The organism is Streptomyces solincola (genome assembly GCF_002982015.1).
Taxonomy (GTDB): domain Bacteria; phylum Actinomycetota; class Actinomycetes; order Streptomycetales; family Streptomycetaceae; genus Streptomyces; species Streptomyces solincola.
In genome coordinates, this window is the sequence record NZ_PVLV01000151.1 from 1 (window position 1) to 12450 (window position 12450).

The following is a 12450-nucleotide window of genomic DNA, read 5'->3' on the forward strand; positions in this document are numbered from 1 at the left end:
CGCGTGGAGGCGGCGGCACGAGGGTTGCACGGGGTTGCAGTGGCGGCACGCGGATGGTGGGCGGGTCCTGCCGCGGAGAGCACAATGGGGGCGGGGACGGCAGCCGGGGAGGGACCGTGGGCAAGGCCGGGCAGGCGGTCGTCGACATGTCGAGGCTCGCCGCCATGGACGCGCGGGAGGCCGCGCTGCTGCTGAAGGGCGTGCGCGAGGCCCGGTTGGGCGGCGGGCGGTCCGCGCTGGCGCCGCGCGCCGACATCGCCGAGTCGTGGCGGCGGATGCTGGGCGCCGGGGTGGACCCGGACCGCGACCACCGGGCCGGGCTGCTGACGGCCGAGGAGCTGGAGCGCCGGCGGGCCGCCTCCCCGCTGCGGGAGCTGCTGCCGCTGCTGCGCCAGGGGCTGGTGGCGGGCGGCGGGGCCGCCGCGTCCGGGCTGCGGCACGTGATGGTGGTCGCGGATGCCGACGGCCGGGTGCTGTGGCGGGAGGGGCACCGGGCGGTGCTGCGGATGGCGGACGGGCACGGGTTCGAACCGGGGGCGGACTGGGCGGAGGGCACGGTCGGCACCAACGGCGTCGGCACCCCGCTGGTGACCGGCCGGCCGGTGCAGGTGCACTCGGCGGAGCACTTCGTGGCCAGCCACCACGCCTGGACGTGCGCGGGGGCGCCGGTGCGCGACCCGCGGGACGGGAGGCTGCTGGGCGCGGTGGACGTCAGCGGCCCGCTGGCCACCCTGCACCCGGCGACGCCGCTGCTGGTCGACTCGGTGGCCAGGCTGGCCGAGGCGGAGCTGCGCAACCGGCACTTCGCGGCGCTGGCCAGGCTGCGGGCGGTGGCGGCCCCGGTGCTGTGCCGGGTGGGCGGCCGGGCGCTGGCGGTGGACGGGCACGGCTGGACGGCCGGGGTGACCGGGATGGCGCCGGTGGACCGGCTGACGCTGCCGGCCTCGCCGGCCGCCGGCCCGGTGCGGCTGCCGTCGCTGGGGGCGTGCGTGCTGGAGCCGCTGCCGGGCGGCTGGCTGGTGCGGGTGGTGGCGGACGACGGCCCGCCGCCCGCGGGGACCCGGGTGGTGCTGGACGTGGGCGGGCCCGGCCGGGCGCGGGTGGAGGTGTCCGGGGCGGCCGGCGGCTGGTCGCACGAGCTGAGCCCGCGCCACGCCGAGTTGCTGTACGTGCTGGCACGCAGCCCCGCGGGGCGCAGCGCCGCGGAGCTGGCCGGGGACGTGTTCGGCGACCCGTCCCGTACGGTCACCGTGCGGGCGGAGATGTCCCGGGTGCGGCGCACGCTGGGCGGGGTGCTGGCGCACCGCCCGTACCGCTTCCGCGAGGGGGTGGAGGTGGTCGTGCTCGCGCCGCCGGACCCGGCCGGAGTGCTGCCCGGCTCCACCGCGCCCGCGGTCCGCGCGCTGCGCGCGCCGGAGAGGGCGGCCGAGGGGCGCTGAGGGGCCCCGTCCCCGTACCCCGGCCGTCTCACCCGCCGGACCGCGTGGTTCGCTGTCGGTATGAGCGTCTCCGTCACCACCTGGTCCCTTGAGCAGACCTCCGCCGGCGACCTGCGTCCGGCGGGCGAGCCGCCCGCCGGGGTGCGGGTGGTCCGGGCCGAGGTGCCCTCCCCCGAGTTCAGCCGGTACCTGTACGCGGCGGTCGGCGGCGACCTGCGGTGGACCGACCGCCTCGCGCTGGGCCGCTCGGCGTGGCGGGAGATCGTGGAGCGTCCGGGGACCGAGACGTGGGTGGCCTACGAGCACGGCACCCCGGCGGGCTACCTGGAGCTGGCGGGCGGCGACGACGGGGTGGTGGAGATCGTCTACTTCGGGCTGCTGCCGCAGTTCCGCGGCCGGCGCATCGGCGGCTGCCTGCTGGCGTACGGCACGGCCCGCGCCTGGGACCTGGCGACGCGCTGGCCGGGACGGAAGCCGACCCAGCGGGTGTGGCTGCACACCTGCTCGCTGGACGGCGAGTACGCCATGGCGAACTACGAGCGGCGCGGCTTCCGGTTGTTCGACACCAGGGTCGAGGAGGAGCCCGACCGTCCGGCCCCCGCCCTGTGGCCGGCGCCCTGAGGCGTCCCGGAACCGCCCGGGAGCCGCCTCCGCGGCTCCTCCCGGCCGTGCCCCGAGCGGTGCCCGCCCACATAACGAGACATTGTTGTCCACATGACGGACGTTGGTGGACTGGGTCCAAAGTCCCGTGCCAGGCTTCCGTCATGCCTACCGCTGGAACCGCCTTGACGAGTCGACGCCACGTCGACCTCGGCCGCATGTCCAGCGCCATCTGTCCGGTGAGCTGAGCCACCCGGAAACCCCGCGTTCGACCACCCTTCTGCACCCCCAGCGCACCGCCGTGCCCGCTGCTGTCCCCGCGTGCGCGTGTGCAGGTCAGAGCCGCCCTCCTGCAGTCCCGAAGGACGTATCGCCATGGCCTCCAACCCCGAGAAGCCCGCTACCGCCACGGCCCGCCGCAAGGCCGGACGCCACCGCGGCGAAGGCCAGTGGGCCGTTGGCCACTTCACGCCCCTGAACGGCAACGAGCAGTTCAAGAAGGACGACGACGGTCTCAATGTGCGGACACGCATTGAGACGATCTACTCCAAGGCCGGTTTCCAGTCGATCGACCCCAACGACCTGCGCGGCCGGATGCGCTGGTGGGGCCTGTACACCCAGCGCAAGCCCGGGATCGACGGCGGCAAGACCGCGATCCTGGAGCCGGAGGAGCTGGACGACGAGTTCTTCATGCTCCGGGTCCGCATCGACGGCGGCCGGCTGACCACCGCCCAGCTCCGGGTGATCGGCGAGATCTCGCAGGAGTTCGCGCGCGGCACCGCCGACATCACCGACCGCCAGAACATCCAGTACCACTGGATCCGGATCGAGGACATGCCGGAGATCTGGCGCCGCCTGGAGGAGGTCGGCCTGTCGACCACCGAGGCGTGCGGCGACACCCCGCGCGTCGTCCTCGGCTCGCCGGTCGCCGGGATCGCCGAGGACGAGATCATCGACGGCACCCCCGCCATCGACGAGATCTACCGCCGGATCGTCGGCAACAAGGACTTCTCCAACCTGCCCCGCAAGTTCAAGTCGGCGATCTCCGGCTCGCCGCTGCTCGACGTGGCGCACGAGATCAACGACATCGCCTTCGTCGGTGTGGAGCACCCCGAGCACGGCCCCGGCTTCGACCTGTGGGTCGGCGGCGGGCTCTCCACCAACCCCAAGATCGGGGTGCGGCTGGGCGCGTGGGTGCCGCTGGACGAGGTGCCGGACGTCTACGAGGGCGTCATCTCGATCTTCCGCGACTACGGCTACCGCCGGCTGCGCAACCGCGCCCGGCTGAAGTTCCTGGTCGCCGACTGGGGCGCGGAGAAGTTCCGCAAGGTCCTGGAGGACGAGTACCTGAAGCGCCCGCTGGTCGACGGTCCCGCCCCCGCGCAGCCGGTCCAGCGCTGGCGCGACCACGTCGGCGTGCACCGCCAGCAGGACGGCCGCTACTACGTGGGCTTCGCCCCGCGGGTCGGCCGGGTCGACGGCGCCACCCTCACCAAGATCGCCGACGTGGCGGAGGCGCACGGCTCCGGCCGGCTGCGCACCACCGTCGAGCAGAAGATGATCGTGCTGGACGTCGAGCAGGACCAGGTCGAGTCGCTGTCCTCGGCGCTGGAGGCGCTGGACCTCACCGTCCGGCCGTCCTCCTTCCGGCGCGGCACCATGGCCTGCACCGGCATCGAGTTCTGCAAGCTCGCCATCGTCGAGACGAAGGCGCGCGGCGCCTCGCTCATCGACGAACTGGAGCGCCGCATCCCGGAGTTCGACGAGCCGATCACCATCAACATCAACGGCTGCCCCAACGCCTGCGCCCGCATCCAGGTGGCGGACATCGGTCTCAAGGGCCAGTTGGTCCTGGACGACGACGGCAACCAGGTCGAGGGCTACCAGGTGCACCTGGGCGGCGCGCTCGGACTGGAGGCCGGCTTCGGCCGCAAGGTGCGCGGCCTGAAGGTCACCTCCGACGAACTGCCCGACTACGTCGAGCGGGTGCTGCGCCGCTTCCAGAAGGAGCGCGAGGAGGGCGAGCGGTTCGCCGTCTGGGCCGCCCGCGCCTCCGAGGAGGCCCTGTCGTGAGCGGGACGAACGGGAGAGGGGCCCGGGCATGAGTGAGCGCGCGGCGCCGTTCTACTGCCCGTACTGCGGCGACGAGGACCTGCGGCCCAGCGAGGAGGGGCACGGCGCCTGGGAGTGCGCGGCCTGCAACCGCGCCTTCCGGCTGAAGTTCCTCGGACTGCTGACCCGGGGGCTGGGCCGCGACGGCGGACCGGCGGACACGAACGACGACGAGACACACCGAGGTGAGGAGGGGGCATGACCGCGGTACGCACCGAAGAGGAGCTGTCCGAGCTCGCCGCACGCGCGGGCCGGGAGCTGGAGGAGGCTCCGGCGCTGGAGATCCTCCGCTGGGCCGCCGACGCCTTCGGCCCGCGGTTCTGCGTGACCTCCTCCATGGAGGACGCGGTCGTCTCCCACCTGGCCTCCCGCGCGATGCCCGGCGTGGACGTGGTCTTCCTCGACACCGGCTACCACTTCGAGGAGACCATCGGCACCCGGGACGCGGTGGACGCCGTGATGGACGTCAACGTCATCACGCTGACCCCGCGGCAGAGCGTCGCCGAGCAGGACGCCGAGCACGGCCCGAGGCTGCACGACCGCGACCCGGACCTGTGCTGCGCGCTGCGCAAGGTCGAGCCGCTGGAGCGCGGACTGGCCGGCTACGACGCCTGGGCGACCGGGCTGCGCCGCGACGAGTCCCCGACCCGGGCGGACACCCCGGTCGTCGGCTGGGACGCCCGCCGCCGCAAGGTCAAGGTCTCCCCCATCGCCCGCTGGACCCAGGACGACGTGGACGCCTACGTCACCGAGCACGGCGTGCTCACCAACCCGCTGCTGACGGACGGCTACGCCTCGGTCGGCTGCGCCCCCTGCACCCGGCGGGTGCTGGAGGGCGAGGACGCCCGGGCCGGCCGCTGGGCGGGCCGGATGAAGACCGAGTGCGGACTGCACCTCTGACCGCGTGACCGCATGACCCCATCCGACGCCGCGCCGGCCGGGCGGCGACCCGCCCTGCCCCGATCCACCGACCTGACGACACCCCAGGAGTACGACGTGACCGGAGCCACCGTCTGGCTCACGGGTCTGCCGAGCGCCGGCAAGACCACCATCGCCCACGAGCTGGCCGCCCGGCTGCGCGCCGAGGGGCGTCGGGTGGAGGTGCTCGACGGTGACGAGATCCGCGAGTTCCTCTCCGCGGGCCTGGGCTTCTCCCGGGAGGACCGGCACACCAACGTGCAGCGGATCGGCTTCGTGGCCGAGCTGCTGGCCTCGCACGGCGTGCTGGTGCTGGTCCCGGTGATCGCCCCGTACGCCGACAGCCGCGAGGCCGTGCGCAAGCGCCACGCCCAGGAAGGCACCCCGTACGTGGAGGTGCATGTGGCGACTCCGGTGGAGGTGTGCTCGGTACGGGACGTCAAGGGCCTGTACGCCAAGCAGGCCGCCGGCGAACTCACCGGCCTCACCGGCGTCGACGACCCCTACGAGGCGCCGCAGTCGCCGGATCTGCGGATCGAGTCGCAGGACCAGACCGTGGCGGAATCGGCCGAGGCCGTGTTCGTGCTGCTGAGCGAGAAGGGACTGGCATGACCACGCAGGTCACCACCCACACCGAGACCGACGCTCCGTTCGCGCTGTCGCACCTGGACGCGCTGGAGTCGGAGGCGGTGCACATCTTCCGCGAGGTGGCGGGCGAGTTCGAGCGGCCGGTGATCCTCTTCTCCGGTGGCAAGGACTCCATCGTCATGCTCCACCTGGCGCTGAAGGCCTTCGCCCCCGCCCCCGTGCCCTTCGCGCTGCTGCACGTGGACACCGGCCACAACTTCCCCGAGGTCCTCGAATACCGCGACCGGACGGTGCAGGAGCACGGCCTGCGCCTCCACGTCGCCTCGGTCCAGGACTACATCGACCGCGGCGAGCTGAAGGAGCGCCCGGACGGCACCCGCAACCCGCTCCAGACCGTGCCGCTGACCGAGGCGATCCAGCGGCACCGCTTCGACGCGGTGTTCGGCGGCGGCCGCCGGGACGAGGAGAAGGCGCGCGCCAAGGAGCGGGTGTTCTCCCTCCGGGACGAGTTCTCGCAGTGGGACCCGCGCCGGCAGCGCCCCGAGCTGTGGCAGCTCTACAACGGCCGGCACGCCCCCGGCGAGCACGTCCGGGTCTTCCCGCTCTCCAACTGGACCGAGCTGGACGTGTGGCAGTACATCCAGCGCGAGGGCATCGAGCTGCCGCAGATCTACTTCGCCCACGAGCGCGAGGTCTTCTCCCGCAACGGCATGTGGCTGACCGCCGGCGACTGGGGCGGACCCGACGACACCGAGCCGGTCCAGACCCGCCTGATCCGCTACCGCACGGTCGGCGACATGTCCTGCACCGGCGCGGTCGACTCCACCGCCACCACCCTGGACGCCGTCATCGCCGAGATAGCCGCGTCCCGGCTCACCGAGCGGGGCGCCACCCGCGCCGACGACAAGCTGTCCGAGGCCGCGATGGAAGACCGCAAGCGCGAAGGGTACTTCTAGAGATGAGCACCACGAGCGAGCAGCTCGCCGACCCGTCGGCCACCACCCTGCTGCGTTTCGCGACCGCCGGCTCCGTCGACGACGGCAAGTCCACCCTGGTGGGCCGGCTGCTCCATGACTCCAAGTCGGTCCTGGCCGACCAGTTGGAGGCCGTCGAGGCCGCGTCGCTGAGCCGCGGCCAGGAGACCCCCGACCTGGCGCTGCTCACCGACGGCCTGCGCGCCGAGCGCGAACAGGGCATCACCATCGACGTGGCCTACCGCTACTTCGCCACCGCCCGGCGCCGCTTCATCCTCGCCGACACCCCCGGCCATGTGCAGTACACCCGCAACATGGTGACGGGGGCCTCGACCGCCGAGCTGGCCGTGGTGCTGGTCGACGCCCGCAACGGCGTGGTGGAGCAGACCCGCCGGCACGCGGCGGTCGCCGCCCTGCTGCGCGTCCCGCACGTGGTGCTGGCCGTCAACAAGATGGACCTCGTCGACTACGCGGAGCCGGTCTTCGCGGCGATCGCCGAGGAGTTCACCACCTACGCGTCGGAGCTGGGCGTCCCGGAGATCACCGCGATCCCCATCTCGGCGCTGGCCGGCGACAACGTGGTGGAGCCGTCGGCGAACATGGACTGGTACGGCGGTCCGACCGTCCTGGAGCACCTGGAGACCGTCCCGGTCAGCCACGACCTGACGGCCTGCCACGCCCGCTTCCCGGTGCAGTTCGTGATCCGCCCGCAGACCGCCGAGCACCCCGACTACCGCGGCTACGCGGGCCAGATCGCGGCCGGCGCCTTCCGGGTCGGCGAGCGGGTCACCGTGCTGCCGTCCGGTCGGACGAGCACCATCGAGGCGATCGACGCCCTCGGGGAGAGCGTCGACATCGCCTGGACGCCCCAGTCGGTGACCATCCGCCTGGCCGACGACATCGACATCTCGCGCGGCGACCTCATCGCCCCGGCCGCCGACGCCCCGGTGACCACGCAGGACGTCGTGGCGACCGTGTGCCACGTGGCGGACCAGCCGCTGGGCGTCGGGCAGCGGGTGCTGCTGAAGCACACCACCCGTACGGTCAAGGCGATCGTCAAGGACATCCCGTCCCGGCTGACGCTGGACGACCTGTCCCAGCACCCGGCCCCGGGCAAGCTGGTGGCCAACGACATCGGCCGGGTCGTGGTGCGGACCGCCGAGCCGCTGGCGCTCGACGCCTACGCCGACTCGCGGCGTACCGGATCGTTCCTGCTGATCGACCCCTCCGACGGCACCACGCTCGCGGCCGGCATGGCGGGCGAGTCCTTCGCCTCGGCCAAGGCCCTGCCCGCCGAGCAGGACGAGGAGGGCTGGGACTTCTGATGACGTCCGACGTCTACGCGACCTTCGCGAAGGAGGGCGGCCGAGTGGGCAGCGGCCGGCTCGGCAGCGGTCAGGGCGGGGTGGCGCGATGTGCGCGATGACGTACGCGCACCGCTTGCGCGCCCACTCCCCCCACGCAGCCGTACCGCCCCCACGCCGAAGACCCGTGACCCGCCCGGCCACCAGACATCCGGACCACCGGAGTACGTGAGCACCGGGCCGACGAGAGGAAAGCCTCCCGTGTCTGCCCCCGTCCGCACCACCACCCTGCGCCGCGGCCTCGCCGCCGCCACAGCCCTGCCCCTGCTGATCGGGGCGCTCGCCTCCTGCGGCTACGGCTCCGAGGCCAAGGAGGACACCTCCAAGGTCGCCGCCAAGGGCGAGAAGCTCTCCGCCGACCAGGTGCGGGTCGGCTACTTCCCCAACCTGACGCACGCCACCGCGCTCGTCGGCGACCAGGAGGGGATCATCCAGAAGGAACTGGGCGGCACCGAGCTGAAGGCGTCCACCTTCAACGCCGGCCCCTCGGAGATCGAGGCGCTCAACGCCGGCTCCCTGGACATCGGCTTCATCGGCCCCTCGCCGTCCATCAACGGCTACACCAAGTCCGGCGGCAAGAACCTGCGCATCATCGGCGGTTCGGCGTCCGGCGGCGTCAAGCTCGTCGTCAACCCGGACAAGATCACGTCCCTGAAGGACGTCAAGGGCAAGCGGATCGCCACCCCGCAGCTCGGCAACACCCAGGACGTGGCGTTCCTGCACTGGGCGTCCGAGCAGGGCTGGAAGGTCGACGCGCAGAGCGGCAAGGGCGACGTGTCGGTGGTGCGCACCGACAACAAGGTGACGCCCGACGCGTACAAGTCCGGTTCGATCGACGGCGCGTGGGTGCCGGAGCCGACCGCGTCCAAGCTGGTCAGCGAGGGCGCGAAGGAGTTGCTGAACGAGTCCGACATCTGGCCGGACAAGAAGTTCGTGATCACCAACATCATCGTGTCGCAGAAGTTCCTCAAGGAGCACCCGGACGTCGTCGAGGCGGTGCTGCGCGGCTCGGTGAAGACCAACGCCTGGATCAACGCCAACCCCGACCAGGCGAAGGCGTCGGCGAACGCCAAGCTCAAGGAGCTGTCCGGCAAGCCGCTCGGCGACGAGGTGATCGACGGCGCCTGGCCGTCCATCCAGTTCACCGACGACCCGCTGGCGGCCACCCTGCAAGCGCAGGCGGACCACGCGGTCGACGCCGGTCTGCTGAAGGACCCGCAGCTCAAGGGCATCTACGACCTGAAGGCGCTGAACAAGGTCCTCAAGGCCGAGGGCAAGCCCGAGGTCGACGACGCCGGTCTCGGCGCCGAGTAGCACCCGCATCCGCATCCCGCGTACCCAGGAGGTGACGACCATGGCCACACTTCTCACCAAGGCCGAGGACCGTGCCGCGGTCACCGCGCACGCCGCCCGGCTCCAGCACGTGTCGAAGTCCTTCGCCACTCCGGCGGGGCGGCAGCTCGTGCTGGACGACATCTCGCTCGACGTCGCTCCGGGCGAGTTCGTCACCCTTCTGGGCGCGTCGGGCTGCGGCAAGTCCACCCTGCTCAACCTGGTCGCCGGGCTGGACGCCCCCTCGGCGGGGGCGATCGAGACGCCCGGCGGCCGGCCGGCCCTGATGTTCCAGGAGCACGCGCTGTTCCCGTGGCTGACGGCCGGCAAGAACATCGAACTGGCGCTGCGGCTGCGCGGCGTCGAGCGGGCGGCGCGCCGCCCGGAGGCCGAGAGGCTGCTGGAGCTGGTCCGGCTCGGCGGCGCGTACGGCAAGCGGGTGCACGAGCTGTCCGGCGGTATGCGGCAGCGGGTGGCGCTGGCCCGGGCACTGGCCCAGGACAGCGAACTGCTGCTGATGGACGAGCCGTTCGCGGCGCTGGACGCCATCACCCGGGACGTGCTGCACGACGAGCTGACCCGCATCTGGCGGGAGACGAACGTGTCGGTGCTGTTCGTGACGCACAACGTCCGCGAGGCGGTGCGGCTGGCCCAGCGGGTGGTGCTGCTGTCCTCGCGGCCGGGGCGGGTCGCCCGGGAGTGGACCGTGGACATCGAGCAGCCGCGTCGCATCGAGGACGCGGCGGTGGCGGAGCTGTCCGTCGAGATCACCGAAGAACTGCGTGGGGAGATCCGCCGCCATGGCCGGCACTGAGACGAAGAGCGCCGCCGTCCCGGCGGACAAGCGCGACGACCTGGCCGGTCTCGAGGCCGGACTGGACGCGCTGGACGCGGTGCAGGTGACCCGCACCCCGGTGCGCGAGGTGCTGCTGAGGAAGGTGCTGCCGCCGGTGGTGGCGGTGGCGCTGGTGCTGGCGGTGTGGCAGGTGCTGGTGTCGGCGCAGGTCACCGACGCCTACAAGCTGCCGCCACCGGCCGACGTGTGGGCCAGTCTGGAGCGGATGTGGCTGGAGGGCACCCTGCTGGAGGTGCTGTGGACCAGTGTGTCCCGCGCCCTGCTCGGCTTCCTGATGGCCCTGGCGATCGGCACCCCGCTGGGGCTGCTGGTGGCCCGGGTGCGGGTGGTGCGGGCCGCGATCGGCCCGATCCTCTCCGGTCTGCAATCGCTGCCCTCGGTCGCCTGGGTGCCGCCGGCGGTGCTGTGGCTGGGCCTCAACGACTCGATGATGTTCGCGGTCATCCTGCTGGGCGCGGTGCCGTCGATCGCCAACGGCCTGGTGGCCGGCATCGACCAGGTGCCGCCGCTATTCCTGCGGGCGGGCCGCACCCTCGGCGCGACCGGCCTGCGCGGCGCCCGCTTCGTGGTCATGCCGGCCGCCCTGCCCGGCTACCTCGCGGGGCTGAAGCAGGGCTGGGCGTTCTCCTGGCGCTCGCTGATGGCGGCGGAGATCATCGCCTCCTCGCCCGATCTGGGCCTGGGTCTCGGCCAGCTGCTGGAGAACGGCCGCAACAACATCGACATGCCGGGCATCTTCCTGGCCATCATCCTGATCCTGGTGGTCGGCGTCGCCATCGACCTGCTGGTCTTCAGCCCGCTGGAGCGCGCGGTGCTCCGCAGTCGCGGCCTGCTGGTCAAGAGCTGAGTGATCCGAGTGAACGCCTCCCGTCCCACGGCCCCGCCCTCCCCCGTCCTGCTCGTCATCGCCCACGGCAGCCGCGACCCGCGGCACGCCGCGACGGTGCGCGAGCTGGTGGCGGCGGCCCGCGCCCACCGCCCCGCCCTGCGCACCGAGACCGCGTTCCTGGACTTCGACGTCCCCTCGGTGGCCTCGGTGCTCGGGCGACTGGCCGCCGAGGGCGTACGGGACGTAGTGGCGCTCCCCCTGCTGCTGACCCGCGCCTTCCACGCCAAGTCCGACGTCCCGGCCGTGCTGCGGGAGGCCCCGGTCTCCCTGCGGATCCGCCAGGCGCCGGTCCTCGGCCCCTCCCCGCTGCTGATCGCCGCGCTGGAGCGGCGGCTGTACGAGGCGGGGCTCACCCCCGCCGACAAGCCCGCGACCGGGGTCGTCCTGGCCTCGGCGGGCTCCACCGACCCGGAGGCGATCGCGGTGATCGCAGACACGGCGCGGGAGCTGCGGCGTACCGGTTGGTGCGCTGTGCGGCCCGCGTTCGCCTCCGCATCCCTTCCCCGCACCGAGGACGCGGTCCGCGAGCTGCGGTCGGCCGGCGCGGCCCGGGTGGCGGTCGCCCCCTATGTGCTGGCCCCCGGCCGTCTGCCGGACCGGATCGCGGCCGGGGCGGCCGACGCCGACGTCCTGGCCGGCGTCCTCGGCGCCGCCCCCGAACTGGCCCGCCTGCTGCTCACCCGCTACGACGAGGCCCGCGCGGGCGCGGGCGTCCTGGTCGCCGCGTAGAGGCGCGGGCGTCAACCCTCGGTTGCGGCCAGCTCCGCCAGCTTCACGACCGTGTTCCAGTTGCGGGTGGTGGCGGTGAGGCCCTTGAGGAGGGCGGGACGGGCGAGGGCGTCGGCGAGCTTGGAGCGGCCGAGGCCGTCCGGGGCGTACAGGTAGAGGGCGCGGTCGCCGAGCCGGAAGTCCTCGGGGGCGAAGGCGGCCGGGTCGAGCCCGGCGAACCGCTCGGCGCCCACCGGGGCGGAGAAGTAGATGACATGGAGCTGCTTGGGCTCCAGTTCGGCGGCCGGGTAGGGGCAGGCGTCCGCGACGGCCCGCAGATACGCCGCGTCCCGGACCAGGCAGGCGGGACGGAAGCCGAACCCGTCCTCGACGGCCTGCTCGATCCGGGCGGCCGTCTCCTCCTCCCCCTCCCCGCCGGCGGCCGTGAAGACGGCGTTGCCGCTCTGGAGGTAGGTCGCCACGTCGGTGTGGCCGAGTCCGGTGAGCAGGGTGCGCAGTGCGGCCATGGGGAGCTTGTGGTGCCCCCCGACGTTGATGCCGCGCAGCAGCAGGGCGTACCTGGTGGTCATGGCCTCACCGTAGATCACCCGCGTCCGCGGGGCAGCTCTCCTCCTCCCCCTCCCCGCCGGCGGCCGTGAAGACGGCGTTG

Annotated in this window: 14 protein-coding genes; 13 read left to right on the top strand and 1 reads right to left on the bottom strand. The window is 73.1% G+C overall.

Annotated features, from left to right (window positions below; genetic code table 11):
- The first annotated feature begins 146 nt into the window (after window positions 1–146).
- The 13 genes from C6N75_RS11890 (at window position 147) to C6N75_RS11945 (ending at window position 11801) form a co-directional block, all read left to right on the top strand.
- Entirely contained in the window at window positions 147–1439 is a 1293-nt protein-coding gene (locus C6N75_RS11890; protein WP_258177365.1) for a GAF domain-containing protein, read from the top strand.
- A 60-nt stretch (window positions 1440–1499) separates the two neighbouring features.
- Window positions 1500–2060, top strand: coding sequence for a GNAT family N-acetyltransferase (locus C6N75_RS11895; RefSeq protein ID WP_105868842.1), 561 nt, complete (start codon window positions 1500–1502; stop codon window positions 2058–2060).
- Window positions 2061–2203: 143 nt separating this feature from the next.
- A complete protein-coding gene (locus tag C6N75_RS32235; RefSeq protein WP_361274330.1) occupies window positions 2204–2287 on the top strand; it encodes a putative leader peptide in 84 nt (27 codons plus the stop codon).
- Window positions 2288–2414: 127 nt separating this feature from the next.
- A complete protein-coding gene (locus C6N75_RS11900; RefSeq protein ID WP_105868843.1) occupies window positions 2415–4112 on the top strand; it encodes a nitrite/sulfite reductase in 1698 nt (565 codons plus the stop codon).
- A 28-nt stretch (window positions 4113–4140) separates the two neighbouring features.
- Window positions 4141–4353 carry a hypothetical protein gene (locus tag C6N75_RS11905; RefSeq protein WP_105868844.1) on the top strand — a complete coding sequence of 71 codons (213 nt, stop codon included), beginning with the start codon at window positions 4141–4143 and terminating at the stop codon, window positions 4351–4353.
- Entirely contained in the window at window positions 4350–5051 is a 702-nt protein-coding gene (locus C6N75_RS11910) for a phosphoadenylyl-sulfate reductase (protein WP_105868845.1), read from the top strand. The genes C6N75_RS11905 and C6N75_RS11910 overlap by 4 nt, the downstream gene beginning before the upstream one ends.
- Before the next feature lie 12 nt (window positions 5052–5063).
- Window positions 5064–5681 carry an adenylyl-sulfate kinase gene (gene cysC, locus C6N75_RS11915; protein ID WP_105868846.1) on the top strand — a complete coding sequence of 206 codons (618 nt, stop codon included), beginning with the start codon at window positions 5064–5066 and terminating at the stop codon, window positions 5679–5681.
- Complete coding sequence (gene cysD / locus C6N75_RS11920; RefSeq protein ID WP_105868847.1) at window positions 5678–6613, top strand: sulfate adenylyltransferase subunit CysD; 936 nt, start codon at window positions 5678–5680, stop codon at window positions 6611–6613. Before cysC ends, cysD begins: the two co-directional genes overlap by 4 nt.
- 2 nt (window positions 6614–6615) lie before the next feature.
- Entirely contained in the window at window positions 6616–7956 is a 1341-nt protein-coding gene (locus C6N75_RS11925; protein ID WP_105868848.1) for a sulfate adenylyltransferase subunit 1, read from the top strand.
- A gap of 240 nt (window positions 7957–8196) precedes the next feature.
- The gene (locus C6N75_RS11930; RefSeq protein WP_105868849.1) at window positions 8197–9309 is read left to right on the top strand and encodes an aliphatic sulfonate ABC transporter substrate-binding protein; all 1113 of its coding nucleotides are present in this window, start codon (window positions 8197–8199) and stop codon (window positions 9307–9309) included.
- Window positions 9310–9349: 40 nt separating this feature from the next.
- Window positions 9350–10141: an ABC transporter ATP-binding protein gene (locus tag C6N75_RS11935; RefSeq protein WP_105868850.1), complete on the top strand. Its 792-nt coding sequence runs from the start codon at window positions 9350–9352 to the stop codon at window positions 10139–10141.
- A complete protein-coding gene (locus tag C6N75_RS11940; RefSeq protein WP_105868851.1) occupies window positions 10128–11030 on the top strand; it encodes an ABC transporter permease in 903 nt (300 codons plus the stop codon). The genes C6N75_RS11935 and C6N75_RS11940 overlap by 14 nt, the downstream gene beginning before the upstream one ends.
- A 9-nt stretch (window positions 11031–11039) precedes the next feature.
- Window positions 11040–11801 (top strand): sirohydrochlorin chelatase, encoded by a 762-nt coding sequence (locus C6N75_RS11945; RefSeq protein ID WP_105868852.1) that lies wholly within the window; start codon window positions 11040–11042, stop codon window positions 11799–11801.
- A gap of 11 nt (window positions 11802–11812) precedes the next feature.
- On the opposite strand, the gene C6N75_RS11950 is transcribed toward C6N75_RS11945, so the two are convergent.
- Window positions 11813–12370: a DUF1697 domain-containing protein gene (locus C6N75_RS11950; RefSeq protein WP_105868853.1), complete on the bottom strand. Its 558-nt coding sequence runs from the start codon at window positions 12368–12370 to the stop codon at window positions 11813–11815.
- Window positions 12371–12450: the final 80 nt, after the last annotated feature.

Coding starts and splice junctions, on each gene's coding strand:
- C6N75_RS11905 (WP_105868844.1), top strand. CDS start 4,141: ATGAGTGAGCGCGCGGCGCCGTTCTACTGCCCGTACTGCGGCGACGAG.
- C6N75_RS11910 (WP_105868845.1), top strand. CDS start 4,350: ATGACCGCGGTACGCACCGAAGAGGAGCTGTCCGAGCTCGCCGCACGC.
- C6N75_RS11890 (WP_258177365.1), top strand. CDS start 147: ATGTCGAGGCTCGCCGCCATGGACGCGCGGGAGGCCGCGCTGCTGCTG.
- C6N75_RS11940 (WP_105868851.1), top strand. CDS start 10,128: ATGGCCGGCACTGAGACGAAGAGCGCCGCCGTCCCGGCGGACAAGCGC.
- C6N75_RS11900 (WP_105868843.1), top strand. CDS start 2,415: ATGGCCTCCAACCCCGAGAAGCCCGCTACCGCCACGGCCCGCCGCAAG.
- cysC (WP_105868846.1), top strand. CDS start 5,064: ATGACCCCATCCGACGCCGCGCCGGCCGGGCGGCGACCCGCCCTGCCC.
- C6N75_RS11895 (WP_105868842.1), top strand. CDS start 1,500: ATGAGCGTCTCCGTCACCACCTGGTCCCTTGAGCAGACCTCCGCCGGC.
- C6N75_RS11925 (WP_105868848.1), top strand. CDS start 6,616: ATGAGCACCACGAGCGAGCAGCTCGCCGACCCGTCGGCCACCACCCTG.
- cysD (WP_105868847.1), top strand. CDS start 5,678: ATGACCACGCAGGTCACCACCCACACCGAGACCGACGCTCCGTTCGCG.
- C6N75_RS11950 (WP_105868853.1), bottom strand. CDS start 12,370: ATGACCACCAGGTACGCCCTGCTGCTGCGCGGCATCAACGTCGGGGGG.
- C6N75_RS32235 (WP_361274330.1), top strand. CDS start 2,204: ATGCCTACCGCTGGAACCGCCTTGACGAGTCGACGCCACGTCGACCTC.
- C6N75_RS11935 (WP_105868850.1), top strand. CDS start 9,350: ATGGCCACACTTCTCACCAAGGCCGAGGACCGTGCCGCGGTCACCGCG.